Consider the following 25,804-nt stretch of genomic DNA (forward strand, 5'->3'; position numbering starts at 1 on the left):
CTTTTTCCTCGCTCACATGCCCCAGCGCAGGGCCGGCGTGTTCACCGGGGCGTCCCACAGCCGGAGCAGGTCCTCGTCGACCTGGCAGAGGGTGATCGAGGCGCCGGCCATGTCCAGGGAGGTGACGTAGTTGCCGACGAGGGTGCGGGCGACGGTGACACCGCGCTCGGCGAGCACGCGCTGGACCTCGGCGTTGAAGCCGTACAGCTCCAGCAGCGGGGTCGCGCCCATGCCGTTGACCAGGACGAGCACCGGGTTGCGCGGCGACAGGTCCTCCAGGACGGCGTTGACCGAGAAGTCGGCGATCTCGCCCGAGGTCATCATGGCCCGCCGCTCCCGGCCCGGCTCGCCGTGAATCCCGATGCCCAACTCCAGTTCGCCGGGCGGAAGATCGAAGGTGGGAGTGCCCTTGGCGGGGGTGGTGACGGAGCTCAGGGCGACACCGAAGCTGCGGGAGTTCTCGTTCACCTGGCGCCCGATGGCCTCCACCCGCTCCAACGGCTGTCCCTCGGCCGCGGCCGCGCCCGCGATCTTCTCCACGAAGAGGGTGGCGCCGGTGCCACGCCGGCCGGCGGTGTAGAGGCTGTCGGTGACGGCGACGTCGTCGTTGACGAGTACCTTCCCGACCTGGATGCCCTCGTCCTCGGCGAGTTCGGCGGCCATGTCGAAGTTGAGCACGTCGCCCGTGTAGTTCTTCACGATGAACAGGACACCGGCGCCGCTGTCCACGGCCGCGGCGGCCCGGGTCATCTGGTCCGGGACGGGAGAGGTGAACACCTCGCCGGGACAGGCCGCCGACAGCATCCCGGGGCCCACGAATCCGCCGTGCAAGGGTTCGTGCCCGGAGCCCCCACCCGACACGAGTCCGACCTGCCCGGCGACGGGAGCGTCCCGCCGTACGATCACCCGGTTCTCCACGTCGACGGTGAGATCGGGATGAGCGGCCGCCAGACCCCGCAGCGCATCCGCCACCACGGTCTCCGGGACGTTGATCAGCATTTTCATAGCTGTCTCCCAAGTAGCTTAGCAGTTAGTTCCATGACCGGCGTTTTCCCTGTTCAAGCGAGGTGTAACCGGGTGTTGATCCTGGCGGTCCCAGGTGCTTGGCGGCGGGTCCCGGCGGTACTGATGCCGACCGGACGCTGACTCGACTGACGGGTCATCAGTCTCTCCGGGGATCCCTTCGAGTCGGTGGGCGGGCGCTCTGCTCATCAGTATCGACCTTGCGGCAGCGAAGGTCATGTGCGCTGCGGGTCCCCCTTTCGCCGGCGCCGGCCGTGCCGCTACTGGAGCCCTGCGGCCTCGTGCGGCGGATATCGCAGGGTGTGTACGGGAGAGCCTGGCGGCAGGTTCTCGGTGTGCTGGTGGTACAGCCCTTGCGGGCCCCCGGCGACGATGCCCGGTTCGACCACTGGGACAGACACATTCTTCGCACACAGCCCGGAGCGCGAAGTGGCGCTCGGATGCACCACGTACGCCTTCGACGCCGAACAGGCGGGAAACCCGTTGCACGGCTGCCGGCCTGCGATTGACGCGGTGTTGACAAGGTCTGCGCACCCGTGTGCGGTGGCGGACTCGACGAGTTGATCCGCGAAGGCGCCGACGACGGTGTTGAGAGCGGTGATGTTCAGCGCGACCTGGCGTGCGCTGTCGGGTCCGGCGAGTTGGCCGGCAGTGCCCCGCAGCAAGGTGATCGGCGTAGCCGCGGGGCTCACCCCTCGACGCCTCGCACCGGCGCCGCCGGGCCGCTCTCCTCGCGCCGGCGGCACCCGACCCCTGGCGTCCGATGCGGACCGGTCGGACAGTCGGAAGGCCGCCGACGGTGCTCGGCCGGTCAGGGGGCAGCATGCGGCCGGCAGGTGCCCGATCGCCCGGTCGGGTGAACGCGTCACCGGACGCGCCCCGCCCGGCGTCGTGCCCACCCCCGCCGCCTGCTCGCACCGGTGAGGCCCCGAGAGCGGCTGCGCGTCGGCGCGGCCCGGCGGCGGCTGTGTCCGTGGCGGGCTACCAGATCAGGCACCAGTAGTCGCCGTAGTGCCCGATGCCGATACGCCGGCCCTGCGGTACGAGGTTCGGGTTCGGCTGTCCCACGGCCGACAGCGAGCAGACCGGGTCGCCGACGGTCTTGGCAGCCGCCATCCGCTTGGCGGCGGCCACCGCCTCCGGCGATGTGACCCAGGTGGTCGTTCCCGGTGCGACGCCGGTGGTCGTCGGAGCCGGAGTCATGGGCACCGGTGTCTGCGAAGGCTGCGAGGTGACCGGGGGCGGGCTCGGCCGCGTCGTCGTGGGGGACGGTGAGGGCCGGGGCCGGGTCGACCGGGGCGGAGTCGGCTGGAGCGAGGTCGACCGGGGCGGGGTCGGCTGGAGCGGGCTCGACCGGGGCGGGGTCGGCTGCAGCGGGCTCGGCCGCGTCGTCGTGAGGGACGGTGAGGGCCGGGGAGAGGTGGGCCGGGGTGGGGTCGGCTGGGACGGGGTTACGGACGGTCTGGGCGTCGGTGTGTGGGGAGGTGCCGGCTTCGTGGTCGGCGTGTGCACCGGCGGCGGGGGAGCCGGGGGCGTCGGGTGGGGCGCCGGGATCGTCCGGTGGGGCGCCGGCCGGGTGGCGGGCGGCACCGGCCGTACGGTCCGGGTCGGTCTGGGCGCGGGGGTGTGTGTCGGTCTGGGCGTCGCCGAGGGCGGTGAACTCGGGGCCGACGGCCGCGGCGAAGGGGACAGGGACGGACTCGGCGTGGACGGCGACATCGTCACCGACGGTGACGGCGTCGAGTGGGGGGCGCTGCCGCCATTGTTCGACGACACCAGCGCCCAGGCCCCCAGACCGGCCCCCAGGGCGACCACGGCCGCTCCGCCCGCTATCCACGGAGTCCGCCGTGACGGTTGCCGGTGCCGGTTCATGGTTCTCACTGTCTATCCGATCGCCGACGGCCTCAAGCCGGAGCCCGAGCCGCCGGCCGGCCCCCGGCAGCGTCCGCCGGTGCCGTGCTCATGGCCTGGCACGGCATGTGCGGGGACGACCGCGCGCCCTTCTCGTGGCTGCCACTCGCCGCCGGCCGCCTGCCGTACGAGCACCAGTGCCACACGCACCGCGACCCACCTCGGCCACCACGAAGGACTCAGTTCCAGGCCGGCGACGGGGACCGGACCGAGTCCGCCGGACGCCGGTCCGTCCCGTCTCCCGCCGCGACGGCCGAAGCAGGGACAGCGACGCTCATCAAGACGGCTGCGGCGGCCTGTGTCGGCGGCCAGCCATCGCCGCCCCGGAGCCGCACGACAACCGCGCCTTCTCAGCCGAGAGCACTGTCCAGGGCGTCCGGACCAATGGAACGCGACATCCTGGACAGGACGGCCAAGTGTCTTACGGCGACACGAACTGCTGGGCCGCTTCAAGTTCGTCGCCGATCACCGTGGCGCCTTCGGCGCGCAGCGGCCGTGCACCGTGCACTGTGCTCAGCCCGCCGATGCCCTGGTTCTACCGGTGGTTGAAGTCGGCTCCGGTAGTGCGGCGAAGAAGGCCGCGGATGCCTCGCTGACCCGGCGGATACGGAAGGTCCGCGAGCAGTCCGCGAAGAGGTACTGGGCCGAGCGGATCACCGCCGAACTCCGCGCGAACGGCCGGGTGGTGAACCGGAGACGTGTCGAACGGCTGATGCGCCGACACACCCTGTCCGGGGACGGATGCTGAAGCGCAGGCACCGCACGACCATCCCGGAACCCGACGCCCAGGCGGTGCCCGATCGAGCAGACCTTCGCCCTGCTCCACCAGTTCACACGCCTCGCCGTCCGACGGGAACGACGCCTCGAACTCCGCGAAGCCTTCCTCTCGTTGGCCTGCAGCCTGATTTGCCGGCGGTGCCTCAAGAGGAGCCACTCATGAACATGTCGCGAGCTCCGAAAGCCACACCCGCACCGCCTCCCGCAGAACAACGTAGGGAAGTCTGGTCACCACCAGGGACGTTTGGATCAGGCCGCGTACCCTCGGCTCCGTGCCCCGTCATTCGAAGAGTCCCCGTCGACTGGTCGCCGATGCGCGCCTGTACCTGTGGACGCTTCGCCACAGCCATAGCCACAGCGTGGTGGACAACAGCCGGACCTGCTGCGAGACCCTGACGTTGTACCCACAGCCGGCCGGCGCCGGCGGCCCACTGCGCATCGTCTTCGCCGGGGGCTCTGACCGGTATGTCCCGGGCGGGGCTCCCCTGGGCTCTGGAGACGTGGGATACATCCGGGGTGCCTCCCTGAACCTTCACGAACCCGGCGCCGTCCGAGCCCTGCTCGACGTGGCGTTGGCACGCGGGTGGCAGCCAGAGGTGCGGCAGGCGGTGGAGATCGACGGCTGGTCCCTGCTGGAGGCGGCAGCTGCCGCACGGGCCGGGACAGCCGGCCCCGCGGACTCGGAAGATTGACACCGATGACTTCGCTGATCCTCGCACCAGCCTCCTGGGCACCGGTCAGACTTCGTTTACTGGAAACCTCGTCCGGGCCGCGCTCGCGAGCAGGCCAGTCAAGACGCCCGAGTTGCTGAACCGACTGCACACTCTGGGAGTCCGGGTCGCCGTGCATTCCTTCTCTGGGGGGAGGACGACCTGCGCCCCGTCCCGGCCCGCCCCAGGCCCGGTCCGGGTCACGCTTGACTCCGAGAGAGAAGTCGCGTGGATTGCTGATGTCGTTCTCGCCGACGAAACAGGTGGGAGACTCCCTTGTTGTTTCCGTAAGGGAGTACGGCGCGGATTTCCGTTCCGCTGGCCGGAACACGCTTTGAACCGCGTTGTCCCAAGGGTTCTCATCGAGAAGCCGGCTCTTTCGCTCCGGATTCCCGGAGTCGAGCCGCGTTTCCTCTTCCTCGCAAGGAGAATCGTCATGGCTCCTCACCCGTCCACCCTGCTGGAACCCCACACGCCACCTGCCCTGGCCACGGAACCCCATGTGATCGTCCGAGGTGAAGGGATCACGGTGTGGGACAGCGAGGGGCGTTCCTACCTCGACGGCACCTCCGGAATGCTGTGCACCAATCTGGGATACAGCCAACCCCGGCTGGTGCGGGCGGCCGCGCGGCAGATGGTGGAGCTTCCGTTCTTCGCGTCCTTCGCACACCGCACGAGTGACGTCGCGCTGGCCCTGGCCGAGGACCTCGCCCGGGTGGCGCCCCTGCCCATGGGCCGTACCTTCTTCGCGAACTCCGGTGCAGAGGCCAACGACAGCGCCTTCAAACTGGCGTGGTACTACCACCGGTGCCTCGGCCGCCACGAACGGTTCAAAATCCTCTCCCAGGAGAAGGGCTACCACGGCACGACCGTGGCCGCCGGTTCGGCGACCGGCCTGGAATTCATCCACCGGGGATTCGGCCTCCCGCTGGCGTCCTACGTCAAGGTGCCGTGCCCCGATCCGCACGGTCCCTTGGGGCAGGGGATGTCAGAGGAGCGATTCGTCGAGCGGCTCATCGGCCGTCTGGAACGTCTGATCGCAGTGGAGGACCCCGACACGATCGCGGCGTTCATCGCGGAGCCCATCCTCAGCGCGGGTGGCCTGATCATCCCGCCGCCGAGCTACTACCCCCGCGTGCAGGAAGTCCTCGCCCGTCACGACATCCTTTTCATCCTCGACGAGGTCGTGACCGGCTTCGGACGCACCGGAGCGATGTTCGCCACCACCGAATTCGGACTGGCTCCAGACCTGATCACCCTGGCGAAGGGACTGTCCTCGGCGTATGCGCCGATCTCCGCCGTGCTGGTCGGACGGCGAGTCATGAACGCCATCGCCGAAGGGTCTCCGGACATCGGCGCGTTCGGTCATGGCTTCACCTATTCGGGACATCCGGTGGCCGCGGCCGTTGCGCGTGAGGCACTCGCCATCGTCTTGGAGGAGAACGTCCCCGGTCACGTGCGAGAGACGGCTCCCACGCTCATGCAGGCCCTCGCCGACGCGTTCCGCGGTGAGGAGTCCGTCAGGGACGTCAGGGGCCACGGTTTCCTGGCCGCGGTCACTTTCGTCACGGGTGCCGGTGGCCGGCCAGAAGGCGACTGGGGCGCCCAGGTCATGGCCGAGGCGGTCGGGCACGGGCTTCTGGTGCGAGCCGTCGGCGACACCGTCATCCTCGCACCACCGCTCATCAGCACCGACGACGAGATCAGGACGATGGTCGAGCTGCTGGAGAAGTCCTACCACTCGGCGCTCGCCGGGACATACGCGACGTGGTGACAGGCCTCCTGGCGCACCCGGCTCGCTCTGTTCCGGCTCAGGTCCCGAAGCGGCGCTCATCCGACAGGATCAGGGACACGACCCTGTCCAGGGGACGCTTGAGGGACTCCACCTCGCGGTTCTCCGGCCGAGCGAGAGAGACGACGACAGCCCCGCCCGACGGAAGCGAGGCGGGCGCGGCGATACAGACGCATCCCGGGTGCACCTCCTCGTACTCGGCCGCCACCTGCCCGGAAGCGAGGGCTCGCCAGAGGGAGGCGGCCGGGTGCAGCGCGGCCAGTCGTTGTTCCGGCGCGGGGATGAGGGGAGCCAGCAGAGCCCCGTGCGCGCAGTACACGGTGTCCGGAACGCCGTCCGACACGCGGTGAAGGAACACGCTTGCGCCCGTGGCCCGGGACAAGGCGTCCAGCCGAGGGCGCGCGGCGGCCGCCAGGGGCGAGGGCCGCCGCCCCGCCCGCGCCAGTTCTGCGAAGCCGGGCGCGATCGCCCACTTGTGATCGCGGCGCCAGACGATGTCCTCCTGGGCCAGCTGTTCCAGAAGTCTGTGCGCAGTCGTCTTCGGAATGCCCACGACCGAAGCGAGATCGGTGACACCGAGGGGACCCGGCGCCTCGCTGAGCGCACGTACGAGCGCGAACGCGCTGTGCACCACTCCAGCAGGCCGGTCTTCCCCCGCGTCGGGGAAGACCGAAGCCCGCCCCGCCGCTGAATCGTCGGTCATCTCGTGCTTCTTTCAGCCGTGCGGTACGTCGCCGGCGGCGCGGAACGACGGCTGAGTGAAGCTGGTGCCGCGTGCCGAAAGACGGACGGGCGCGGTCCTCCTCCGCCCGCACGTGAGGAGACGGCGAGGTTCGTCGGCTACTGCCCTCCTGCCAGTGTGACTCAACGGAAGCCGCCGGGCACCGTGGACAGCTGACCGGCCACCGGCCGCGCCGGCCGTGATGAGCGGCTCGTTCCACCGGTGGTCGGATCGTTCAAGATGCGCGGTCCCCGCTGCGGTGAACTCATGGGGTACGGCATGGCCTGTACGGTCCGCCGGAGCCGTGCCGTCCCCGTTCGGAACATCGCAGGAGGGCTGTCATGGTCAGTACCCCGGACAAGACACTCACTGGCAAGGTCGCCTTCGTCGGCGGCGCATCCCGCAACCTCGGCGGTCTGATCAGCACCACTCTCGGCGCGGAGGGCGCCCTGGTCGCGGTGCACTACAACAGCGACTCCTCCCGGGCCAAGGCCGAGGACGTCGTCGAGCAGATCGACAAGGGGCCGGGCGAGGCGTTCGCGGTCCAGGCCGACCTGACGAAGGTCGACGAGGTGGAGCGGGTCTTCGACGAGGTCGTGAACCGGTTCGGCAGGCTCGACTACAGCATCAACACCGCGGGCATGGTGCTGAAGAAGCCGCTCACCGAGATCACGGAAGAGGAGTACGACCGGATGTTCGCGGTCAACTCCAAGGCCGCGTTCTTCGTCATGCGCGAGGCCGCCCGCAGGATCGAGGACGGCGGGAAGATCATCACGATCGTCACCTCGCTGCTCGCCGCGTACACGGGCCTGTACTCCACGTACGCGGGCAGCAAGGCACCGGTCGAGCACTTCACCCGCGCCCTGTCGAAGGAGCTGTTCGGCCGGAACATCTCGGTCAACAACATCGCTCCGGGTCCGATGGACACCTCGTTCTTCTACCCCGCCGAGGACGACGACTCCGTCGCGTACCACAAGTCGTCCGCGATGAACGGCGATCTCACCAAGATCGAGGACGTCGTGCCGTGGGTGCGGCACCTGCTGACCGACGGCTGGTGGGCCAACGGGCAGACGATCTTCCTCAACGGCGGCTACACCACTCGCTGACCCGCATCGGCCCGGGAGCTCAGGCGGAGACTGTGAGCGAGGCCGACACGGCTGCGGTGTGCTGACCCTGTGTCAGGCGGAAGGGCCTTGGAGGCCCAAGTCCCGTGCCGCGCACCCCTGTCATGGGGTGTGGGTGCACCACGCTTCAAGTGGTCGGACGCTGGGAAGGGGGGCGAGGTGACGTGCGGTCCGGTGCACCGGGTGACCGGTGTGGTCGCGTCCGGTGCCTGGGACGCCTTCGGCAGGGCGTTCGCCGACGCGTTGTGGAGAGGCTTTGCCGGTGTGGTCAGTTGTGCTGGGGGAGCCACAGGGGGGCGCTGCTGCCGCGGGGGAGGAGGATGTCACGGAAGTGGCCGGGCGTGCGGGACATGATGACCTGGTCGGTGACGCCCTGGTAGTGGCCGCAGGGGGTGTCGGCGGTGAAGGTGTCGGGGTCCAGGTAGGCGTGCGGAGAGTTGGGGTCGGCGTCGAGGGCGGTCGCGTGGGCGTAGTCGCGGTCGAAGACGCCGAGGCTGAGGATCCAGGTGGCGATGCGGGTGAGGTTGAGGGTGACGCGGTAGCTGCCGCCGTCGGTGGCGCGGCGCATCAGCGCGGCGAGCGCGCCGGTGGTGGCGAGCCAGGAGAGGACGTAGTCGTTGACGACGCTGATGTACGGCAGGGCCGGGGTGCTGGTCGGGCCGGCCGCAACGCCGTCCTCGCCCTCCATGAGCATGATGCCGGTGAGCGCGCCGGCGGTCTGGTCGAAGCCGACGCGGTGGGCCCAGGGGCCGGTCTGGCCGGCGAGGTAGATGCTGATGTGGATGATGCCGGGCCGGACGGCGGCGGCCTCCTCGGCGCTGAGTCCGATCTTCTCCAGGTAGCCGGGGCGGCGGTTGGCGTAGAAGATGTCGGCCTCGCGCAGGAGTTCGCGGATCCTGGCCTGCCCGTCGGCGCCATAGGGGTCGATGGTGGTCGAGCGGACGCCGACGTTGGCGGTGTTGTAGGTGGAGTCGTGCTCCAGCTCGTTCGGCCGCCAGATGTTCAGCACGTCCGCGCCGTGCTGGGCTAGGTCCCGGCCGACTCCGGCGCCGGCGATGATGTGGCCCATGCCCAGGGCGCGCACTCCGGAGAGCGGCTGGGAGGCCGCGGCGGAGAGGGGCTCGGGCTCGCTGTCGCCGATCTTCTCGATCTTGATCAGCGGTTGTCGTGCGATGTACTCGTAGGCGGGCTCGCGGAGATACTCCTCGGTGGTGCGCAGCATGGGCATCACCACGCCGATCTCGTCGCCCGCCTGCTCCAGGTCGGCGGCGTTCCACTTGGAGACGGCGTCCGCGACGGCCTGCTTCTCGGGCCAGGTGCGGAGCAGCTTGTAGACGGCGTTCTTGATCTTCGGGTAGGGGTTGAGCGGCATGACCCAGCGGCCGTCGCGGGTCTGGTAGAAGTCGAAACCGAGCGGGTTGGCCGGGTCCGAGGGCGTGCCGCCGGGGTAGCCGTTGAGCAGCTCCCACTTCTTGTCGTAGAACGGGCACAGCCGGTGCGGGGCCTTGCGCAGGTCCATGGTGATGTCCTGGCCCTCGCCGGTGCGCAGCTGCCAGAGGGCGGCCAGGGCGACGGACTTGGCGGTCATGCCCAGGGCGGGAACGGCGCCCAGGCGCATGATGCTCGGGACGACGGGGTCGGCACCGATGAAGGTGATCTCCCCGCCGCTGTCCTCGGGGTGGAGGCCGACCGAGGAGAGGACCTCGCGCAGGGCCTGGTGGATGTCGAAGCCGTCGTCCGTGGTGGACGGATCGGCGAGGGTCTTCTGGATGCGTTCGGTGAGTTCTTCGGCGCTCATGGGTTCTGCTGTCTCCGTGCTGGCGGGGGGATGTCCGGGTGGCGGCGGCGGGTCAGGCGTCGAAGGTCGCGCCGAGCGCGCGCATCAGGGCGAGCTGCTTGCGGTCGCGTTCGGCGGCGAGTTCGTCGACGGTGCCGCCGAAGTCCTTGACCTGGTCGGTCAGCAGCCGCCTGGTGGGCTCGTCGAAGGCCACCTTCTCGTGGGCCATGTCGGCCCAGCGCCGCTCCATGCCCACGCCGAGGTGGCTCATGAAGTGGGCCAGTCCGCCCTCGCCGCCGCCGAGGTGGAAGGAGCGGAAGGGCCCGGCGACGGCCCAGCGCTGGCCGATGGACGAGGTGACGATGTCGTCGAGCTCCTGCATGGTGACGACGCCCTCGCTCACCAGATGCACGCACTCGCGGAAGATCGCCGACTGCAGCCGGTTGGCGACGAAGCCGGGCACCTCCTTGCGCAGCACCTGCGGCCGCTTGCCGAGGTCGCGGTAGAAGGCGCGGGCGCGTTCGACCGTCTCCTCCGAGGTTCGCTCGCCCGGAACGACCTCCACCAGCGGCACCAGATGCGGCGGGTTGAAGGGGTGCCCGACGACGAGCCGGGCCGGATCCCTGAGGGCGGTGGCGATCTCGGTGGCGGGGATGCCCGAGGTGGAGGTGGCGAACAGGGCACCGGCCGGTGCGCTGCTCTCGATGGTCTGCCACATCTCGTGCTTGACCTCCAGCCGCTCCGGGCCGTTCTCCTGCACCAGGTCCGCCTCACGGACCGCGGTCGCGAGGTCCGGCTCGAAGGACAGCCGTGCGGTGAGCGAGGAGGTGTCCAGCCCGAGCGCCTTCAACGCGGGCGCGGCCTGCGCGACATACGTGCGCACGGCCTCGTCGACCCCGGGCTGCGGGTCGCTGACGGTGACGGACAGGCCGCGGGCCAGGAACAGCGCCGTCCAGGAGGCACCGATGACGCCTCCCCCGACCACGGTGACCTTGCTGATTCCGGCGATGCTGTCGTTCTCGGACATGCGGGACACCTGCTCTTCTTCTCGGCGCGCGGGGACGGGGGCGTGGGGATGCGGGAATGCGGGAATGCGGAGGGATCCGGGGGACGCGAGGGACGCGGGGAGCGGTCAGGCCAGGTAGTCGTGGACGACCCGGGCGCGGCCCAGGGTCAGGTCGGTGAGGATGTGCGAGGCGGAGACGATCTCCAGGACCGGCAGGTCGGCGAGCGGGGCCAGCGCGTGGGCCAGCAGTTGCAGCCGGGCGGGCCCGCTCCAGGCGCCCTTGACCGTGAGGTCGCCGATCTGGGTCCGGACGAGTTCGCAGATGCGCGGCGTGCCGTCGTAGTGCGGGAGCTTCTTGAGCATGAACGTCGGCAGCGTCAGCTCCTCGCGGGCCCTCTCGGTGGCCAGCGGCCGGTGCTTGTAGCCCATCGTCGCGCGGGCGACGGGCAGCGAGCCGTAGTCCAGGGTGCCGACGAGGGTGTCCTGGTCGACGTAGAGCCGGGGCCGGCCGAGCTTCTTCGGGAAGGCGCCGATCTCCCGCCCGCTGGCGATCGCGGGGAAGTTGTCCACGTACATCGACAGGCTGTACTCGCCCGTCTCGCCCTCGTACTCGACGACGGCGAGCTGGCCCGACTCCGTGTAGTCGCCCAGCCCGGTGACGTCCGGCATCCGCATGACCTCGAAGCGGACCAGCGGCTCCGTCACCCGCAGCGGCTCCGGCACGACCCGCTTCAGGGCCTCGGGATCCGTCCGGTACGTGATGTTCAGGTACTCGCGGTCGGTGAACTGGTACGGGCCCGCCGGAAACGCCGGGGCGTCCAGCGGTGTGCTCGGTGCGTGGACGACGTCCTCGACTCGCATGGCTCTCGCCTGCCTCTCACGTCCCCATGATTGACATAACGACATTAAGGGGACGAAACGCTGTGCACCTGTCCTCGGTCGAGCGTCTACAGGGGCGCTCGGTGGGACCTGTGCGGTCTCGATGGTCGGTTGCATAATGCAACATGCCCACTGTAGATCCGTCCGCCATCTGTTGCAAAATGAAACTCCGCGGCAGGAGCCCGGGCCGCATGGAAGGGACACGCACGTGGCCGATGACGACACAGAGCTCCGGGGACTCGTCCGCGAGCTGGTGACTCTCTCCCGACGCTTCCGGGGCAACGCCGAACGGCTCCACCCGGAACTGAGCTTCGTCGACTACTCCCTGCTCTCCGAGCTGGCCGCACGCGGCGGGGCTCGCGCGACCGACCTGGTCGGCTTCTACGGCCTCAACAAGTCGACGATCAGCCGCCAGGTCGCCGCCCTGGAGCGCGCCGGCCTGGTGGTACGGGAGGCCGACGCGCACAACCACCGAGCCCAGCTGCTCCGCCCCAGCGACCGCGGCCGGGAACTCCTCGCCCGCGCCGACGCCCTGATGTACCGGGAGGTCGACACCCGCACCGAGGGCTGGGCCGCGGAGGAGGTCCAGGCCCTGCGCGGCCTCCTCGCCCGCTACAACGCCGCCGCCTCCGCCGTCGCCGCCGGCGACCGCAAGCCGAGGTCTGCCCAGCCGGCCGACCAGCCCTGGTCCTGACCGGCCACACGACCGGCGTCCCCGCTCCGGCGAGGAGAGGTCCCTCCTGCCGCGTCCTGCTCGGGTACTCCGGTGCGGTGCTCACTCCTGTGGTGCGTGGGCCAGGTAGGCGAGGACTGCCAGGACCCGGCGGTGACCGGTGTCGCTCGGGGGCAGGCCGAGCTTGAGGAACACGTTGCCGATGTGTTTGTGGACGGCCCGTTCGGTGACGACCAGGGTCCTGGCGATGGTCGCGTTGTCGTGGCCCTCGGCCATCAGCGCCAGCACCTCGCGCTCGCGCGGGGTGAGTGAGTCGAGGGGCGAGCCCTTGCGGCGGGTGAGGAGTTCGGTGACGACCTCGGGGTCCAGCGCGGTACCGCCGGCGGCGACCCGCTCCAGCGCGTCGAGGAACTCGTCGACCCGGCCCACCCGGTCCTTGAGGAGATATCCGATCCCGTTGGTCCCGCCGCCGAGCAACTCGCCGGCGTACGACTCCTCGACGTACTGCGAGAGGACCAGCACCGGCAGCCCGGGCAGCCGCTCCCGGGCCTCCAGCGCGGCCCGCAGTCCCTCGTCACGGAAGCCCGGGGGCATTCGTACGTCGAGCACGGCCACGTCCGGGCGGTGTTCCAGGAGCGCGGGCATGATCTCGGGCCCGCTGCCCGCCACGGCCAGGACGTCATGCCCGGCCGAGGTCAGCAGCAGGACGAGGCCTTCTCGCAGGAGGGCGTTGTCCTCGGCGATCACCACACGCACGGCAACTCCACTTCGATCACGGTCGGCCCCCCGACCGGACTGGACACTTCCATGGTTCCGTCGAGCGCGGCGACCCGCCGCCGCATGCCGAGCAGCCCCGAGCCGCCGGTCTCGACGGCGCCGCCACGCCCCTCGTCCCGGATCTGGACGCGCAGGCTGCGCCGGGCCCGGACGAGCCGGACCTCCGCGCGGGTGACCCCGCTGTACTTGGCCACGTTGGTCAGTGCCTCGGCCACCACGAAATAGGCCGCCGCCTCCACGGCCGCGGGCGCCCGCACCCCTTGGTCCAGGCCGTCGTCGTCCAGGGCGACCGCCACGCCACTGCTCGCCGTCAGCGCCCGCAGCGCGCCTACGAGGCCTCGGTCGGTCAGGATCGGCGGATGGATGCCGCGCACGACGTTCCGCAGCTCCGCCAGCGCCTTCTCGGCCTGGGCCTGGGCCTCGTCCAGCAGCTTGAGCGCGGCCTCCGGGTCACGGCCGTAGGCGCGTTTGGCGAGCCCGATGCGCATGGACAGTGCCACGAGCTGTGCCTGCGCCCCGTCGTGCAGATCGCGCTCGATACGGCGCAGTTCGGCACCGTGCGCGGCGATCGCGTCGGCCCGGGTCCGGGCCAGCCGCTCCACCTTGGCCGTCAGCAGCGCCTGCGGGGACGGCTTGAGCAGGGCCGTCGACCAGTCCGCCTCCAGGTCCGCGAGCCGCACGATCAGCGGGAGGACGACGGCCTCGCGGCGCAGCAGCCCGCACCACACGCCGTCGACGAGCAGCCCGACCGGCCACAGCGGCAGGGCGACGGCGAGCAGGGCGCCGTAGAACCAGTAGGCGACCATCCAGCGCAGATCAGTGCGGGTACCGGGATCCCGCACCGCGGTGACCACCCGCTCGCGCACCGTGGTTGTCAGGGGCTGGTACACCTCGGGGATCTTCACGCCGGTCCAGGCAGCGGTGAGGTTCCGCTTGGCTCCCGCGATCCGCCGGACGAGCAGGACCGTCTCGGGCAGTAGCCAGATACCGGCCACTGTCAACGTGCCGACGGCGGCGATCAGCAGCACGGTGATGAAGATCCACGTGCCGAACGCCATGAGCGCCGCCAGAAAGAGGTGAGCGGTGGCCCTCCCGGCGCGCTGCACCGATTTCCGCATGGCAGGAAACTAAATGAAGTACTTGAGTTAGGCAAATATCGTGGGGTGGGCGAGTCCCCGCGTACCACGTGGACCGGCGTCGGCGCCTCCGCGCCCGTCCGGAGACGACAGAGGGACACGCCGGCGCACTGGGGGTCCTCGGCGCCGCCCCTGAGGGCATCGAGTTCGCGGACCCGGGAAGTTGTCAGCACCTGCGCCGGCCACCCGCTCCCACCCTCGCTGTGCCGCCCGAGTCCTGCAGCAGGGAACGCGGCGACCCGAGCGACCGCAAAGCGCCGATTTCACTGCGGCGCACTCGTGGCGCAACGAAATGAATGTGATGCGATGATCGGAGACGTGAGGATGCTCGCTCGGCGATAGCGAGGGAGCGGCAGGTGGACTTCTCGGACGAACTCCTCGACCGACCGGAACCGTCGGCTCTGCTATACCCCGACGGAGTCGTCCGCTCCCTGAACAACGCGATGGCCACCGCGCTCGGGAGGCGGATCGAACAGTGCGTGGGCCGCCAGATAGGGGAACTGGTGCCCGCAAGCCAGAGCTCCGTGGTCCGGCGCATCGTGGCCCACGCGAACGAGCAGCAGCTGGCGATGCGGGTGCTGGAGCTTCCAAGACCTGGCCGGGTGTCCATGGTCACTCTCGTAGAGGCGCGGTCGACGACCGCCGCCGGGGGCGAACGGCTGGTGTGGGTGCACTCCTTGAGCATGCACAACGACCTCGGCAGCCTGCTGATCCCGTTCCGCATGTCGGCGAAGTCCGCCGGCCTCGGGCTGTGCGTGTACCTGCCGGCGGTGGAGCACATCGAATGGCTGGGAGGGGCGCCCGCCGTGGGCGCGCTGTTCCCGGAGGCCTCCGTGTCCTTGCCGTGGGTGGTCCGGCACCTGCACCCCGATGACTGGGGTGCCTTGCGACAGCTCCTGGGCTCGGACAACCCCGAGCACCCCTGGACCGGCCTGCGGTTCAAGGACGAGCGAGGGGACTGGCACCATCTGGCCTGCCAGACCCGGAGGATCCAGCTCGGGTACGACGGCCCGGAACAGGTCTTCGGGACGATCCGCGACGACACCGGGCAGGAGGAGCGCCGAAAGAAGATGCTGGCCGCGCTCGGTGCCGAACGGCACCGTGCCCACGAGATTGCCGTCTTCTCCTCCGCCCTCATCCGCGCTGCCACCGAGCAACAGGTGCAGCAGGTCGTGCTGACCCGGCTCGCCGCGACCTTCGGCGGCACCGGCGCGGCCTTCGTGCTCGTCGACAACGAGAACCTGGTCGTTTCCTTCGACGCCGGGCTCCCCATGTGGGATGTCGGCGCCCTGAACCGCGAGTTCCTGGACGATCAGCGCCCGTTGGCTCAGGTGATCCGCACGGGTGAGCCGCAGTTCTTCGCCGATCACGAGGAACTTCTGCGCCGGTGGCCGCACGGGGACGCCGCGTCCCTGCCGTGGCCCGGCCCCGGCGCCGCCGTGTCGATCACCCCTCTCGGCTCCACCGGCGAACGGCCGCTCGGTGCCTGGGTGGTGACCTACGACAGCGGGCACCGCCCGTCCCCGGACGAGAGCGCCCTCATGACCACACTGGCTGAGCTCGCAGGCCAGGCACTGGGACGCATCAGACTGCAGCAGGCACGCCTCGAACTGGCCGCGGCGGTCCAGCGGAGCATGCTCCCGACGCTGCCCGAGAGCCTGCCGGGCCTGGAGATCGCTGCCCGCTACCAGCCCTGCCGCTCCGGTCTCGACATCGGCGGAGACTGGTACGACGCCTTCCTCATGCCCGACGGTGCGGTGTCCCTGGAGATCGGCGACGTCCAGGGGCACGACGTGGACGCGGCCGCCTGCATGGGGCAGGTGCGCGGCGCCATGCGCGCGATCGCCGCCCGGGAGCCGGACCCCGGAACCGTGCTGACCCACACCAACCAACTGCTCGTCGCGATGGACGTACCACGGTTCGCCAGCTGCACGATGCTGCACATCGATCCACGTACCGGACAGGTCACCGGCACCAGCGCCGGCCACGTGCCCCTGTTGTGTGCCCACGCGGACGGCAGCCACGACGTGTACCACCTGCCGGGCGGTCCGCTCCTGGGAGTCCTGCCGGACGCCGACTACCCGCAGGACACCTTCATGCTGGACAAGGACACCGCCTTGGTCATGGTCACCGACGGCGTGGTCGAAGGTCCGGAGCTGGTGCTGGACGTCGGACTCGAGCGAACCGGAACACTGGCCGCGGGGGCCCTCCACGACGGACTGAGCGCCGAGGAGACCGCCGACCGGATCCTCGACGCCGCGACCGAACTCAACCACCGCGACGACCTCGCCGTACTGGTCGTCCGCCGCACCTGATGAACCCCCGTGATCACGTTTCCCCCGGACGCCGCAGAGCCACCGATCTGGCACCGGCCGGATGAGCCCGCACCAGGCCGACGACGGCCCAACCGGACCTCGACGGAACCCTGTTGCCGGTCCGTCATCCGTCCGTCAGGTCAACCACCCGGACCGGCCGCCGGGTTGGAAACGGCGTGCTGTTCCAGACACACGGCGGAGGCGGTGGCCCCCATGAGGTGGTCGGACGAGGCCGCAGCGGTCTGTGGTCATGGGGTGGCCGTCGCAGTGGAACGCACGCCGGGCGCTGGAGAGGCGGACGGCGGGGGATAACTCGGGTGCAGCGAGGGGGACAGCGGAGCCAGCGACTCGCACAGCGAGGACGGGAAGGCGGGCTCCTCGCGCCGCACGTCCCGGCAGCCTCCGGCCGACGTCCGGGTGATCGGCTCCCAACCCGACTTCTTCGCCCGGAAGAACCAGCGGTCGCCCAGCCGGGAAGAGCAGGCAGGGTCCGTCGAGTCGCCGCAGGCCGGTCCCGTGCGCCAGGAGAAGTCCAGCTCCAGCCACTTCCCGTCGCACCTCTCCGAGTCCCGGTAGGTGTGCTCGGGCGCGCCGACCGCCATCAACGCCTGATCGTAGGAGGCGGCGGTGCAGCCGGTGGCCGGCGGTGTGCAGCCCAGCTCTCCGCACAACCGCAGCGAGGGCGGCTTGGCACCATCGGCGGTGAAGTGGGTGTAGTTGTCGACGATCACGTCCCGGTCGCCCAGCGGCTCCGGCAGCGTGACCTTTGCTGTGGCCATGCTCTCCTTGGTGCACCCGGAGGCCCTGTCCCCGGACGGCGAGGTGAAGGTGACCTGCACCCGCACGAGGTCCGTCATCGGGTCGGTGAGCACTGCCTTGAGCTTGGCCACGCACGCGTGAGCACCACTGGGCACCTGTGTGTCGAGGAGCAGTGTGCGCCGGTCCCCGCTGAGACGGACTCCGGTGACCGCGGAAGGCTGCATCGTGGTCCACGGGATCGGCTCGGTCGCCGTCGGCGGGGCCGACCCCCCGTCCCCCTGACCGGCCACCTGTGTCCCGCACGCGCCGAGGAACAGCACGGCTACGGCGCAGAGAAAGACGGCCACTCGACGCGTTCTGCCTGATCGTCGCAAAGCGCTCAATCCCCCCGGTACGCACGACGTTTCGCAGGCCAATATATGCCTGTGCCCGGGAAGGCTCACCAGTTGGGTGGGTGGGCTACCGGGCCGACGTTCCGTTGGAGGCCGCGTCGTGTCGTGAAGGAGCAGGGCGAGGCTGCTGCGCGGCGCTGCCCGTTGGGCCGCTGGGCGCGGTTGACGTGCCGACGCACCCACCATGCCGACGATGGTGAATGCGACACCGCACACTCAGGAAACTGTGAATTCAATCTGTGAGTTCGCACTGCATTCCGTGTGATGTGGACGCGGCGGCCCAACGGCATGCGTCCTGCCGGCGTTTTGCCGGGCACGGTCAGAAGGCTCCCCACGAAATCGAGCCGTCGGTTCTCGTCGTGAAAGCTGAGCTTGCGTCCTGCGAATTGCCGATTCCCGGAGGCGCTGTGATGCTTCCTCGGTGTCATGGCGCTGCCCCCGACGCAGGCCGAGTCAACCGACCGAAAGCGTCGGCAGTCGTTTATGGACCCGACCCCTTCCAGTGGAGGACTGCGATGTCTGAGCGAAACGAGAACGAGAGGGACCAAGCGGCCCCTTTCGAGGACATGAGCCGGCGCTCGTTCGTCGCGGCGACGACTCTCGGGGTGGCCGCCACGGCCGTCGTCGGCAGCGCGACGACCGCCGGGGCCGCCACGAAGCCGGCGACCGGGCTGAGGGTGGGTGCCGGAAAAGCCGCGTTCACGCCCGGTGCCTCGATCCTGCCCCTGGACAACTTCACCTCGGTGCACGACGAGTTGTATGCGCGTGTGCTGTTGGTCGAGTCCGGCTCCCGCCGTGTAGCCCTGGCCGTGCTGGACCTCACCTCGATCAGTGCCGAAGCGATCGGACTGATGCGCGAGGCCATCACCGCGGCCACCGGCATCGCGGCGGCGCACATCATGGTCACCGTCACGCACTGCTTCTCCGCACCGCACGTCGCGGACAGCAACTCGTCTGCGGGCGCCGCGACGTACGTGCGGAACATCGTCACCGCCACCAAGGGCGCGGTCGCCGACGCGGTCAGGAACCTCCAGGACGCCCAGGTCGGCTACGGCCGCGGTGAGGCCGGCATCAACGTCAACCGCAACGTACGCACCGCGGACGGCTACTGGCTGGGCGTCAACGAGCAGGGCACCTCGGACCACGGCGTGTACGTCGCCCGCTTCAACGATCTCGACGGCAACCCGATCGCCGTCCTGACCAACTACAACGTGCAGTCCTGCGTGATGCAGGACTCCGTCATGAGCGACGGCAACCTGCCGATCACCGCCGACCTGGCCGGCGCCGCCACCGCCCACGTGGAGAGCGAGTTCCCCGGCGCCATCGGTTTCTGGCTCGTCGGCGCCTGCGGCGACCAGTTCCCGGCCTACCGATCGAAGCGGTACACGATCGACAGGAACAAGGCGTGGTCCTACGGCGTCGACCTGCACGACGCCGGCTTCGCCCTGCTGACCGCGCAGGGCGAGCGCCTGGGCGACGAGATCGTGCGGGTGTCCCAGGCCATCACCAGGTACGAGAGCGGCAAGAACGTCACGGTGCGGCTGCTCACCGACGACGTCACCACCACCGAGATGGAGACCGACCACCCCACGGGCCCGGTGAAGACCACCACCTACACCCCCACCGACACCACCGAGGTGCCGATCTGGGTCTTCCAGGTGGGCAAGGGCGTGTTCGCCGGCGTGGAGCCGGAACTGTCCACCAGCACGGCGGACGCCATTCGCAAGGCGTCCCCGTTCGCCAGCACCTTCGTCATGTCGATGTTCGAGGGCGGCGCCAAGAACATGCCCGACCGCTGGAACTACGACAATTTCACCTACGAGGCACGCGACGGCTTCTACGTCGAGGGGACCGCAGAGAAGGTCGCCGGGCAGATCGAACGCCTCGTCAAATCCCTGAACTGACACGGAAAGTTGCCGGTGCCCCGGGCCTGAGCGCCCGTGCCGACGACGATTGTGCGAAGGCGACCTGCCTGCCGGGTCTTCTCGTCGCCCGCGGGGCCCCGCCGACCCTCCAGGCCGCCGACTGGTGGCACCCATGGCACAACCGGGCGAGGCCGCCGAGAAGTGCGTCTCGGGGTGCCACCACATATCGGCGGCCAGGGCGGCGGACCATCGCACGCATCGTGGGCCGCAAGCCGCAAGCCGCAAGCCGCAAGCCGCAAGCCGCAAGCCCAAGCCGCCAGCGGCCCGATCGGCGCCTGCACCGTTCGTCAAGGGCAGGGGCGCGCCCTTCGCGACACCTGCGGCTGTGCGGCGAGGGCCACGCGGGTTGAAGTCGCGGTGCCGACGGATTGCGGTGATCCTGTCAGGGGGGCGTAGCCGGCTTCGCACGGACGTGTGCGTCGGTGACCGCACCCTACAGAAAGGGAGGCTGCTGCCATGACGACGGTGCCGAACAGGACAGGGCGAGGGAACGGCGGGCCCGACGGCAGCGCGATGATCACCGGCGCCTCTTCGTTCGCCGGAATCCTGATGATGCTCAGCGGACCCCTCAGCATTCTGATGGGCGCAGCCGGCATCGCAGAGGACACCCTGTTCGCCGCGTCCCGGTACGCCTACCGGTTCGACCTGACGGCTTGGGGCTGGATTCACCTTGTGATCGGAGTGCTGCTCGTCATCGCCGGCCTGGGAGTGCTGACGGACCGGAGCTGGGGTCGCGGGCTCGGCGTAGCGGTGGCGGTGATCAGCCTGATCACCCAGTTCATGTTCGTTCCGTACTACCCGCTGTGGTCCATCCCCATGATGACACTCGACGTCCTGATCCTGTTTGCGCTGACCAGGGTCCATGTCGAGGCCAGCGGGGGTCGGTGAACTCAGACGGGGCCACGCCGCACTCGGTTTCAGCTCCGAAGAACACGATCGAGCGCCGCCCGGCCCGCGGGTCCCCATGTCGGCTTGCCGCTAGGAAGGCCCCGGTCTCCGTTCTGGCCCATCAGCATCAGGAACAGGCTTTTCAGAGCGGCCAGCCCGCGGGCGCGCCGGATCGTCGCCACGTCCGCGAGCGCGTACACGTCGAAGAACCGTGCGGCGGTGCCCGCGGGCAGGATCACCCATGCGGCCGCGAGGTCCCACGCCGGATCACCGGCGAAGAGGTCACCGAAGTCGATCACACCCGAGAGCGTTCCGTCCGAGACGACGACGTTCGCGGGATGGAGGTCACCGTGCACCCATACCGGAGGCCCCTCCCACTCGGGGGCCGCGACGGCATCGTCCCAGACGGCCCGGACGTCGTCGGCAACGCCGCCGGGTGCGACGGCTTGAAGGAAGTGGTCGAAGCCGTCCGTGTACTTGCTTGGGTGAGCGCCACGGTCCGAACCGGTCGGCGCCTCGGCGGGCGCTTCCATGTGGAGTGCCCTGAGGAAGTCCGCCAGGGTGTCGGCCGCGTGGTCGCCGCGGGTGATCGAGGTGTAGTCCAGTGGCTCGCCCGGAACCCACGTCATGACGGTCCAGGGTTTCGGGAAGCGCGCCGACGGTTCACCGATCCGTACAGGGTTCGGGACCGGAAGCGGCAGGCGCGGAGCCAGGACGGGCAGCCACCGGCATTCCTTGCGCTGAAGCTCCGGGGCACGCTCTGTCCGCGGCATGCGCACGGCCAACTCGTCCCCAAGGCGCCACTGTTGGTTGTCCCACCCGCCCGCCACCTCGTGGATGGCCAGCCCCGCAAGGTCCGGATGCTGTTCCCGCAGCAGCTCGTGGACCAGGTCCGCAGTGATCTCGATCTCGGAGTCGGTCATGCGAAGCCACAGTACTGACGCAGGTGGAGCGGCTCTCTCCCCGGAAGATCCGGCCGTTCAACCTTCCCTGTCGCCAAGGACCACGACCCCGCGGCCGTTGGGAGGAGCCGGCAACGCCGGGGCGTCCCATGGTGCACCTGCGGCCGCGGCGAGGTTCTGCCGTAAGTGCGTGAGGCGTGCGATCTCCGCCCTCCAGGGTGGCCAGGCGATCGGCCACGACGTCGCTGAACTCGCCTGGGGCGCTGCCACAGGAAGCGGGCGGGGTCTGGACGAGGAGGTCCAGGCGGTGGGCTCGGCGGCGGAGGTCTTCCAGGGTGAGGCCCAGGGCCAGCAGGTCACGGATCACGCGGACGCGGGCCACCTCGGCAGAGCTGTACTCACGTTGGCCGGACGGAGTACGTGGCGGGGGCGGGAGCAGGCCACGGGCCTCGTACAGGCGCAGAGCGCGCGGTGTGGTGCCGGCTGCCGCCGCTGCCTCGCCGATCCGCGGTTCGCTGCGTGGACGGCGGCTGTCAGCTGTTCGCCGCCCACGGTGTCCAGGACGACGTCGATGCCGTCCGGCGCCGCCTCGGCGAGCTGTCTGCCGATCGGTCCCGCTCCGCGCAGTACGGTGGCGTCGTAACCGAGTTCCCGCTTCAGCCTCCGGGCCTTGTCCGGTGAGCCGGTGCTGCCGACCACCCGGGCGGCACCCAGCAGTTGGGCGATCTGGCCCGCCAGGGTGCCCACAGCACCGGCGGCGCCGGTCACGAACACGGTGTCGCCCTCGTGGACCTCGGCCAGCCGGGTCAGCGCGCCGTACGCCGCGGAGCCCTGGGCGAGGTGGGCCACCGGGTCGGGCAGCGTGCCCTCCAGCGGCCTGCACTCGGCGACGGCGGGTGTCGCGTAGTCCCGCCAGCCCTGTAGGTGCAGCACCAGCCGACCCTGCTCCAGTGGCCCGTCGACCACCTCGCCGATCGCGGGACCGAACAAGGTGTCACCGGGGTGCAGCGGCGGCAGCGGGACATCGCGGGTCTCGCCTCCGATGAGCGTGCGCAGGCCCGGGAAGACCAGGAAATGGGTGTTGCGGACGAGTACCTGGCCGGCCTCGGGACGGGGGAGGGGCACCCGTGCCAGGGTGAAGTCGTCCGCGGTCGGCCGTCCGGCGGGGCGGCGGACCAGGCGCACGAGGCGATGAGTCGCGTTCATGTCCGGACGCCAAGCCTTGACCCGTGGGTCAGGGGCAAGACCCGGCTGAACATCGCCATGTGCCCGTGTGCGGGTCGGCGGACGGCTGCCTGGCCCTGAGCTGTTTCGTCTACTTGGCACTCGTGAGATGGCACCAAAGGGGGAAACGGCGGCGCCGCCGACCGTCGCGGCAGGTGGGGTCCGGGGCGCTGACTAGCATGCGCGAGATCCGTCCTAGCGTGATGTGGAATTGCTTAGGAGTGAGGGGTGTGAAGGTTTCGAAGGGCATGGGCGCGTCCATTCCGCGGGGTATCGGCCATGGATGCCGCGCCTGTGACGGCCGGCTTCCATGAAACCCTTCGGCGCCCGTTCCGCCCGAATACCCATGGCGGTGAGCACGTGACCGATACGCGCGTCGTCCGCCGCTGTCCGAGCCGGAAAGAGAATCCATGCCGTTGTCCGCGCTGCTGGCAGCCGCCGACCCGCCACAGCTTCTCCCCGCGCGTGAGCAGATGGCGTTCACGCTGGGCTTCCACGTCGTTCTGGTGCCGTTCGGCGTCGCGTTCACCTTCATGATGCTGGTCTGCCACTACCGGGCCCTGCGCCGTGACGATCACGAGGCGCTGCTTCTCGCGCAACGCTGGTCGAAGGTGGCTGCCGTGCTGTTCGCGGTGGGGGCGGTGTCGGGTACGGTGCTTTCCTTCGAGTTGGGGCTGCTGTGGCCCGGACTCATGGGCAGGTACGGGGCGGCGTTCGGGTTTCCGTTCGCTTACGAGGGGCTTTTCTTCTTTCTGGAAGCCGTGTTCGTGGCCATTTACATCTACGGCTGGAAGCGGCTTCCACCATGGCCGCACTTTTTCACGGGCGTGGCGGTGACCCTGGCGAGTGTCGGCGGAACGGCTTCCGTGATCGCGGCGAACAGCTGGATGAACCAGCCGGGGGGCATCGTCGTCAGCCACGGGCGTGTCGTGCAGGTGTTCCCGTCGAAGGTGTTCTTCAACGGCGCGTTCTGGTGGGAGATGGTGCACATGTTCCTGGCGGCGTACATCGTCGCGGGGTTCATGGTCGCGGGGGTGTACGCGTGGGGCCTGCTCCAAGGCCGTCGGGACCGCTACCACCAGCTCGGGTTCCTCGTGCCGTTCACGGTCGCCTCGATCGCCATGCCCTTGCAGTTCCTGGTCGGTGACACGATCGCCCGGCAGGTCTTCAACAGGGAGCCCGCCAAGTTCGCCGCCATCGAAATGGTCCCCGAGACCGGTGACCACATCCCTGAGACGCTCGGCGGCATCTTCGCCGACGGCAAGGTCCGCTACGGCCTTCCCCTTCCGGACGTGGCATCGATCCTCGCGGACTTCAGGCCGTCCACCACGATCAAGGGCTTCGACGCGATCCCCCCGGCCGTGCGCCCCGACGACGAGGTGGTGAGCGTCGTACACCTCGCGTTCGACGTCATGGTCGGCACCGCCTCGCTGCTGTTGCTGATGGCGCTGTGGTTCGGCTGGCTGTGGTGGCGGCGCCGCGAGGTCCCGGTGAACCGCTGGTTCCTGCGCGGAGCGTCGGTGTGCGGACTGGTCGCGCTCCTGTCGTTGTGGAGCGGCTGGGTGGTGACGGAGGTCGGCCGGCAGCCGTGGACGGTGGTGGGGCTCCTGCTGACGCGGGACGCGGTCACCACGGTGGGCAACCTGTGGCCGCTGTTCGCCACGGTCCTCGCGATCTACCTCTGTGTCGGGGCGGGCGCGGTGCTGGTCCTGCGGGCGATGCATCGGCGCTGGTTGCGTGAGGGTACCGAGGCCGTCGCGGTGCCCTACGGTCCCGAGCCGGTGCCGGTGACGAGCGAGCGCGGGTTCGGAGCTGATGACGTATGAGCACGCTGACCGCCGTGGTCCTGTTCGTCGGCGTGATCGCCTACGCCCTTTTCGGGGGTGCCGACTACGGGGCCGGATTCTGGGATCTGGCAGCCGGTGGCCGTCGTCACGGCCGCTCCGTGCGGGAGTTGATCAACCTTTCCATCAGCCCGGTGTGGGAGGCCAACCACACGTGGCTGGTCTTCATCCTGGTGATGATCTGGACGGGATTTCCGCAGGCGTACACGGCCATCACCACCACGCTCTACATTCCCCTGGGACTGGCGGCGCTGGGGATCGTGGCGCGGGGCGCCGGCTTCGCCTTCCGCCACGCGCTGGCGGGCGGCCGGGGCGAGGCGGTCGCCGGTGTCGCCTTCGCCTCCTCGTCGGTGCTCACGCCTTTCTTCTTCGGCGCCGTCGCCGGCGGGATCGCCTCCGGCCGTGTCCCCGCGGCGGGGCACGGCGACCCGCTGTCCAGCTGGCTCAATCCGACGTCCGTGCTCGGCGGCGTACTCGCCGTCACCGTCTGCGCCTACCTTGCCGCCGTCTTCCTCACCGGACAGGCCCAGCGCCGGGCACAGTCCTCTCTGGAAACGGCGTTCCGCCACCGCGCCTTCGGTACCGGCATCGTCGCGGGACTGGTGGCGCTGGCAGGCGTGTTCATCCTGCGTGCGGACGCTCCCCGGCTGTTCCACCAGCTGAGCCGGGTCGGCGCGCCGCTGCTGGCCGTCTCCGCCGTGTGCGGTCTGGCCGCACTGGTTCTGCTGCGCAAGGGCAGCCCGCCCGTCGTCCGCACTCTCGCGGCCGTCGCGATCGCCGCGGTCGTGGCGGGCTGGGGGGTGGCGCAGTACCCCTACCTCCTGGGCACGCACCTGACCATCCAGCAGGCGGCTTCCCCGTCGGCCACCTTGTGGCAGTTGTTCGTGGTCTCCTGCGTGGCGGCGGTCCTGGTCGCGCCATCGCTCCTGCTGCTCTACATCCTGCAACTGCGGCGCAAACTCGGCTGACGGCCAGGCACAGCCCATGCTGCGCATCCTGCTCGGCGCCCGCGTGTCTCCGCGCGGCGGTCCTTGGCAACTCGCCCACCCGGGCGGCCACCTCACCAGCTCCACCGGCAGCTGGAACCTCGTCAAGACCAGCGACGGCCTCTCTACTGGTCCAGTAGACGCCGGTGATGCGAAGGAGCCGTTCACAGGCGCACGATGAGCAGGGCGGTGTCGTCGGTGGCGTCGCCGGGTGGGAGCAGGTCGGTGAGTACGGCGTCGGCGAGAGCTTCGGGTTCGTCTGC

At 69.9% G+C, this 25,804-nt stretch carries 21 protein-coding genes and 2 pseudogenes; 10 read left to right on the forward strand and 13 right to left on the reverse strand.

From position 1 onward, the window contains the following. Positions 1–12: 12 nt before the first annotated feature. The 3 genes from dhaK to ABZ642_RS35630 form a co-directional block, all read right to left on the reverse strand. Complete coding sequence (dhaK, locus tag ABZ642_RS35620) at positions 13–1,005, reverse strand: dihydroxyacetone kinase subunit DhaK (RefSeq protein ID WP_360492008.1); 993 nt, start codon at positions 1,003–1,005, stop codon at positions 13–15. A 278-nt stretch (positions 1,006–1,283) separates the two neighbouring features. Beyond that, positions 1,284–1,922 (reverse strand): SDR family NAD(P)-dependent oxidoreductase, encoded by a 639-nt coding sequence (locus tag ABZ642_RS35625; RefSeq protein WP_360492011.1) that lies wholly within the window; start codon positions 1,920–1,922, stop codon positions 1,284–1,286. Between the two features lie 82 nt (positions 1,923–2,004). Further along, positions 2,005–2,226, reverse strand: coding sequence for a hypothetical protein (locus ABZ642_RS35630; RefSeq protein WP_360492014.1), 222 nt, complete (start codon positions 2,224–2,226; stop codon positions 2,005–2,007). A 1,249-nt stretch (positions 2,227–3,475) separates the two neighbouring features. Here ABZ642_RS35630 and ABZ642_RS35635 point away from each other — a divergent pair. The 3 genes from ABZ642_RS35635 (at position 3,476) to ABZ642_RS35645 (ending at position 6,195) form a co-directional block, all read left to right on the forward strand. Next, positions 3,476–3,682 (forward strand): IS3 family transposase, encoded by a 207-nt coding sequence (locus ABZ642_RS35635; RefSeq protein WP_360492016.1) that lies wholly within the window; start codon positions 3,476–3,478, stop codon positions 3,680–3,682. Positions 3,683–4,031: 349 nt separating this feature from the next. Further along, positions 4,032–4,403, forward strand: coding sequence for a hypothetical protein (locus ABZ642_RS35640; RefSeq protein WP_360492080.1), 372 nt, complete (start codon positions 4,032–4,034; stop codon positions 4,401–4,403). A gap of 454 nt (positions 4,404–4,857) precedes the next feature. Beyond that, entirely contained in the window at positions 4,858–6,195 is a 1,338-nt protein-coding gene (locus ABZ642_RS35645; protein WP_360492019.1) for an aminotransferase class III-fold pyridoxal phosphate-dependent enzyme, read from the forward strand. Between the two features lie 37 nt (positions 6,196–6,232). On the opposite strand, the gene ABZ642_RS35650 is transcribed toward ABZ642_RS35645, so the two are convergent. After that, on the reverse strand, positions 6,233–6,916 hold the full coding sequence (locus ABZ642_RS35650) for a helix-turn-helix domain-containing protein (RefSeq protein ID WP_360492022.1): 684 nt from the start codon (positions 6,914–6,916) through the stop codon (positions 6,233–6,235). A 359-nt stretch (positions 6,917–7,275) separates the two neighbouring features. On the opposite strand from ABZ642_RS35650, the gene ABZ642_RS35655 reads away from it, so the two are divergent. After that, on the forward strand, positions 7,276–8,040 hold the full coding sequence (locus tag ABZ642_RS35655; RefSeq protein WP_360492025.1) for an SDR family oxidoreductase: 765 nt from the start codon (positions 7,276–7,278) through the stop codon (positions 8,038–8,040). Between the two features lie 286 nt (positions 8,041–8,326). On the opposite strand, the gene ABZ642_RS35660 is transcribed toward ABZ642_RS35655, so the two are convergent. From ABZ642_RS35660 to ABZ642_RS35670, 3 genes are all read right to left on the reverse strand, one after another. Further along, positions 8,327–9,856: a CoA transferase gene (locus ABZ642_RS35660; protein ID WP_360492028.1), complete on the reverse strand. Its 1,530-nt coding sequence runs from the start codon at positions 9,854–9,856 to the stop codon at positions 8,327–8,329. A gap of 52 nt (positions 9,857–9,908) precedes the next feature. After that, positions 9,909–10,862, reverse strand: a complete 954-nt coding sequence (locus tag ABZ642_RS35665; protein ID WP_360492031.1) for a 3-hydroxyacyl-CoA dehydrogenase NAD-binding domain-containing protein — start codon at positions 10,860–10,862, stop codon at positions 9,909–9,911. Between the two features lie 105 nt (positions 10,863–10,967). Further along, a complete protein-coding gene (locus ABZ642_RS35670; protein WP_360492034.1) occupies positions 10,968–11,702 on the reverse strand; it encodes an acetoacetate decarboxylase in 735 nt (244 codons plus the stop codon). Between the two features lie 226 nt (positions 11,703–11,928). Here ABZ642_RS35670 and ABZ642_RS35675 point away from each other — a divergent pair, with 226 nt between their 5' ends. Further along, positions 11,929–12,414: a MarR family winged helix-turn-helix transcriptional regulator gene (locus ABZ642_RS35675; protein WP_360492037.1), complete on the forward strand. Its 486-nt coding sequence runs from the start codon at positions 11,929–11,931 to the stop codon at positions 12,412–12,414. Positions 12,415–12,495: 81 nt separating this feature from the next. Here the strand turns inward: ABZ642_RS35675 and ABZ642_RS35680 are convergent, their stop codons facing one another. After that, positions 12,496–13,149: a response regulator transcription factor gene (locus ABZ642_RS35680; protein WP_360492040.1), complete on the reverse strand. Its 654-nt coding sequence runs from the start codon at positions 13,147–13,149 to the stop codon at positions 12,496–12,498. Further along, the gene (locus tag ABZ642_RS35685) at positions 13,137–14,288 is read right to left on the reverse strand and encodes a histidine kinase (protein WP_360492043.1); all 1,152 of its coding nucleotides are present in this window, start codon (positions 14,286–14,288) and stop codon (positions 13,137–13,139) included. Before ABZ642_RS35685 ends, ABZ642_RS35680 begins: the two co-directional genes overlap by 13 nt. A 374-nt stretch (positions 14,289–14,662) precedes the next feature. Here ABZ642_RS35685 and ABZ642_RS35690 point away from each other — a divergent pair, with 374 nt between their 5' ends. Beyond that, complete coding sequence (locus tag ABZ642_RS35690) at positions 14,663–16,621, forward strand: SpoIIE family protein phosphatase (protein WP_360492046.1); 1,959 nt, start codon at positions 14,663–14,665, stop codon at positions 16,619–16,621. A gap of 248 nt (positions 16,622–16,869) precedes the next feature. On the opposite strand, the gene ABZ642_RS35695 is transcribed toward ABZ642_RS35690, so the two are convergent. Continuing rightward, a complete protein-coding gene (locus tag ABZ642_RS35695; protein ID WP_360492049.1) occupies positions 16,870–17,727 on the reverse strand; it encodes a hypothetical protein in 858 nt (285 codons plus the stop codon). Positions 17,728–18,287: 560 nt separating this feature from the next. On the opposite strand from ABZ642_RS35695, the gene ABZ642_RS35700 reads away from it, so the two are divergent. Next, a complete protein-coding gene (locus ABZ642_RS35700) occupies positions 18,288–19,676 on the forward strand; it encodes a hypothetical protein (RefSeq protein WP_360492053.1) in 1,389 nt (462 codons plus the stop codon). 477 nt (positions 19,677–20,153) lie between these two features. Continuing rightward, positions 20,154–20,585 (forward strand): hypothetical protein, encoded by a 432-nt coding sequence (locus tag ABZ642_RS35705; RefSeq protein WP_360492056.1) that lies wholly within the window; start codon positions 20,154–20,156, stop codon positions 20,583–20,585. Between the two features lie 29 nt (positions 20,586–20,614). On the opposite strand, the gene ABZ642_RS35710 is transcribed toward ABZ642_RS35705, so the two are convergent. The 3 genes and pseudogenes from ABZ642_RS35710 to ABZ642_RS35720 all read right to left on the reverse strand — a co-directional run. Beyond that, on the reverse strand, positions 20,615–21,508 hold the full coding sequence (locus tag ABZ642_RS35710) for an aminoglycoside phosphotransferase family protein (RefSeq protein ID WP_360492059.1): 894 nt from the start codon (positions 21,506–21,508) through the stop codon (positions 20,615–20,617). Positions 21,509–21,863: 355 nt separating this feature from the next. Then, positions 21,864–21,992 (reverse strand): annotated as a pseudogene (locus tag ABZ642_RS35715) (MerR family DNA-binding transcriptional regulator); the annotation flags it as partial. Next, a pseudogene (locus ABZ642_RS35720) lies at positions 21,992–22,693 on the reverse strand (NADP-dependent oxidoreductase); the annotation flags it as partial. The pseudogenes ABZ642_RS35715 and ABZ642_RS35720, both read right to left, overlap by 1 nt. Positions 22,694–23,121: 428 nt before the next feature. Here ABZ642_RS35720 and ABZ642_RS35725 point away from each other — a divergent pair. Both ABZ642_RS35725 and ABZ642_RS35730 read left to right on the forward strand, forming a co-directional pair. Further along, a complete protein-coding gene (locus ABZ642_RS35725) occupies positions 23,122–24,537 on the forward strand; it encodes a cytochrome ubiquinol oxidase subunit I (protein ID WP_360492062.1) in 1,416 nt (471 codons plus the stop codon). Continuing rightward, a complete protein-coding gene (locus ABZ642_RS35730; protein WP_360492065.1) occupies positions 24,534–25,523 on the forward strand; it encodes a cytochrome d ubiquinol oxidase subunit II in 990 nt (329 codons plus the stop codon). The genes ABZ642_RS35725 and ABZ642_RS35730 overlap by 4 nt, the downstream gene beginning before the upstream one ends. The last annotated feature ends 281 nt before the right edge of the window (positions 25,524–25,804 follow it).

The sequence above is a fragment of the Streptomyces sp. NPDC007157 genome, from assembly GCF_040634235.1.
In the GTDB taxonomy this organism is placed as follows: domain Bacteria; phylum Actinomycetota; class Actinomycetes; order Streptomycetales; family Streptomycetaceae; genus Streptomyces.